The organism is Nodosilinea sp. P-1105 (assembly GCF_012911975.1).
Lineage (GTDB): Bacteria > Cyanobacteriota > Cyanobacteriia > Phormidesmidales > Phormidesmidaceae > Nodosilinea.
In genome coordinates this window covers 1-3520 of record NZ_SMDQ01000138.1, presented here as the reverse complement: position 1 = coordinate 3520, position 3520 = coordinate 1, and the positions used below count along the sequence as shown (strand labels likewise).

The window sequence follows — 3520 nt, the reverse complement described above, 5'->3', positions numbered from 1 at the left end:
CCCGTCAGTCACTAAAAGCACAAACCCTCAGTCCCTTTCACTTAGAGGGTTTCCCGGCTTAAATCACACCCCAAATTGGGAGTACTCCACAAAGCGGGATGTTAAGCGGTTAGCTGTCGTGTATCAATAAGCACCTATGAAAAAAAGCTCTGCGGCAATGCCCAGAGCCCTGTATCGTACCCTTGCAACTATCAGTTAGGGAACGATGAGTTTAACTATACGGCAACGTGGGGTAAAGGTATTCCAGGCTATCCAAGCGGATGCGAGCCAAGGGGTACAGGCGGTTGCGTCAGTCATTGGGATATCGAAAAGTAGCGTCCACCGTCATCAACAGGCGATTGAGCGCCGTAACCAGCACCCCGAATCAAGCTGGTGGGAAACCGAAGCCGGTAGTGCCTGGCTAAAACGGTTGGTGGTCGGCAGTATTTTCTTCTTTGGCATTAAACACGGTATTGGTGTGGGAGAGCTATCCCAGTTTTTGAAAGCGCTGCGCCTAGAGCGCCATGTAGGGTGCTCTGCGAGTGCCCTGGCGAGGTTGAAGCAACAGCTTAACGACACGATTGAGGCCTACGGGGCGGCCCAGGCAGAGCACTGTCAACCCAAAGCGGGGCAAGGGATTTGCGTGGGTGGCGACGAAGTCTTCTTTGGCCTGCCTGTCCTGGTCTTAGCGGAACTGGCCAGTGGTTATCTGTTCACAGAGGTGCAATGTGAGGACCGGAGTTATGAGACGTGGGTGGCTCAGATTCAAGCCTGGTGGCACCAACGTGGATGGCAGTGTCATTTCATGGTCAGTGACCGGGCCAAAGCGTTGATTAAGTTAGCCACTGATGGGCTGGGCTGTGTGAGTGTCGCAGACTGGTTCCATGCCCTGCGCGCCCTAGGCCAACCCATCGGCCGTGCGATAGGCCGTCAGCAGGGACGCCTGGCCAAACAAATCAGGACCTTAACCGCACAGCGGGACGCCACCCAGCGCGAGGCCAAGCGGCTGGAGTTGACTCAAGCCTTGGCCGTCCTATCGACGCAACAAGAGACCTTAGCGCAAGACCAACACCGCTACCATCACGCCATCACCACCCTGACGGTAAGCCTGCATCCGTTTGACCTCAAGACTCAAGCCCCCCAAACCTGGAGCGATATCACCCCTCCATTTCAGACGACGTTGGTCCACCTGCGTGAGCTGAGCCAAACCTATGGTGGACAGAAGGCCATGGCGGCGATTAACAGCTTTGAGAGGCAGCTCCCAGATATCGCTCGAGGACTGCATGCCTGGTGGCAATGGGCGCTGCAAGCCCTGGCGGCGCAAACCTCCTCCCTTGAGGTCCAAAATTGGGTACTGATGTCTGTGTTGCCCTGGGTCTACTGGCAGCAGCAAACCGATAAAACGCAACAGCCAGACCTGAAAGCCCGATACCAACAAGCCGCTAGCGAGGCGGCCCAGCACCTGGTAGCTCATCCCTTAACCCAGACGATGGCCGCCGATGACCGCCAAGGCTGGATTGACTGGGCACGTTGGATGGCTGATCGCTACCAGCGCACCTCCTCGGCGGTGGAAGGCCGCAACGGTTATCTTTCCCGACTCCATCATGCTGGACGGGGCTTCTCGCCTCAGACCTTGAAGGGGCTCACCATTATCCACAACTTTCATCTCAAACGACCTGATGGCACCACGGCCGCCCAACGATTATTTGGCTATGACTTTCCTGATCTGTTTGAGTGGCTGGTCGACCATACGGGTGATCTCCCTGTTGCCCGTCAGTCGCGAAAAGCACAACGCCCAAACCCTTTTTACTTAAAGGGTTTCCCGGCTTAAATTACACCCCGGGGATTGTAGAGGAAGTCATCAGGTTGAAAACCTTCTTCCAGCAGTTTTTGGCCTTTGCCTCTTTGAGGGGCTTTGTAAATAGTAATGAACTGGCTAGATGATGCTTGATCAGGCTGCATGAGTTAGCATTTTGACAGAGAAATTCGGCATAGTTCCTCTACTGACCAACCGTAGGCAAGATAGTCCATGACGATTTGTGCGACACGAACCCGTGGACGTCGGTGTGATCGCGCAGGTTGATCGTCTTGATTTTCAATATGTGGGTAACTCAGGGCTAGCATACTATTTCGTTGTTTCCCAGCTAATTTTCCATATTCTTACATTATAGTCTCCGATACTGTTAGCAGATATCCATTTTCTGTAGCTGATAGTAAAGAGCTGTGATATGGAGATTTTAAGGTTAATCTGTCCTCTACGTCTGATTGACTGGCAAAACATCAGGAGTAGGTTGGGTGGAACGAAGTGAAACCCAACGCCAAGATAGGCTTTGTTGGGTTCTGCCAATGCGCCATCCAACCTACACGCTGCTTAACTCACCTAACTAGAAACAAAAATGTGTATTTTCATAGAAAAGAGGCAATACAGACCAGTCATATCTTTTCATGAGAGATACTTGCCTAGAAACAAAAAATCTAATAAATCGACCCCCCACAGTTCTCTTGCCCTTATCGAAATCAGAGATAGCACTATTCAAGCTCCGATCAGCAAGAATGTCTTCAAGAAAATCTTCACTCATCAAGGAAAAAGACTCTATCATTTCTTCTCTTACCTTGGATATACTACTTCGATTCTCATAGCTGTTATTTTGCTCCTGGGTCCATGCAACATCCCCAGTCACAGGAAAATCAAGACCCCCAAGAATAAGGATCTCAAAGAATTTCTTTTTAGCCTCAAGGGAAGTCCCTTGCCGCAGATATCTTGTTAAACCCTTCAGGTGATAAATATGCTCATCCAGTAAATCTTCAAATGATAGATAATCTATTTTTTTAGTGTAAATTTTTTCGTAAAAACCTTTCCACCAATCAGATTTTTTCTTGTTTACAAAGAAATTCATCTTCTGAGGATCGGACAGAATAGATTCCTTAATCCTGTCAATCTCTTGACTGAAATATACATCTAGCTTCTTTGAGCTTAGTGCCCTGGCCACTGCTTCAATTAAAAGCTCGAGATTTTTATGTATAGCTCCATAACCTTTGTTGTACTCGATCTTCTTCCTAAGGTTGCTATCAGTCTTTATCCAGTCCTCAGGAAAAGGATCGTCAAATATAATAATATCGGTTAGGCTAAAATAACGGCCTGTCATTGCGGCGGTGTACGCTATATTCATCATGGTAGGAATATTGGCGCTCAAGTGTGTCCCTATAATAAAGTATTTTAGGCAACGTAAAAACGATCTCTCAAGCTTTTTGCTGTTTTGACCGCGCTTAATAAGTTCAAAAGGTGAAAGTTTCTTTGTTGATGAAGAACTATACTTAACCCTTTCCTTGCAGAGTGCATCCCACTTTTGTAGCCCTCACCCTAAATCCCTCTCCCAGAGCGGGAGAGGGACTTTGAATCCGGCCCCCCTTCTCCCATTTTGGGAGAAGGGGCTGGGGGATGAGGGTAAATTTGCATAACTGGGGGGCGTAGTTAGGGGTTGGGGGAGTACACCTTAGGCATTACCGTGTCTGCTGGGAATAGCTCATCAAAGCGCTGATT

Annotated in this window: 2 protein-coding genes; one reads left to right on the top strand and one right to left on the bottom strand. The window is 49.1% G+C overall.

Annotation, left to right across the window (positions count from 1 at the left end):
- The first annotated feature begins 205 nt into the window (after positions 1-205).
- On the top strand, positions 206-1810 hold the full coding sequence (locus E1H13_RS26270; protein ID WP_206071118.1) for a DUF6399 domain-containing protein: 1605 nt from the start codon (positions 206-208) through the stop codon (positions 1808-1810).
- A 553-nt stretch (positions 1811-2363) separates the two neighbouring features.
- Here the strand turns inward: E1H13_RS26270 and E1H13_RS26265 are convergent.
- Positions 2364-3125 carry a hypothetical protein gene (locus E1H13_RS26265; RefSeq protein WP_169617912.1) on the bottom strand — a complete coding sequence of 254 codons (762 nt, stop codon included), beginning with the start codon at positions 3123-3125 and terminating at the stop codon, positions 2364-2366.
- Between the last annotated feature and the right edge of the window lie 395 nt (positions 3126-3520).

Bases quoted from the DNA above. Each gene is read 5' to 3' on its own strand.
- E1H13_RS26270 (WP_206071118.1), top strand. From the start codon at position 206: ATGAGTTTAACTATACGGCAACGTGGGGTAAAGGTATTCCAGGCTATC.
- E1H13_RS26265 (WP_169617912.1), bottom strand. From the start codon at position 3,125: ATGACAGGCCGTTATTTTAGCCTAACCGATATTATTATATTTGACGAT.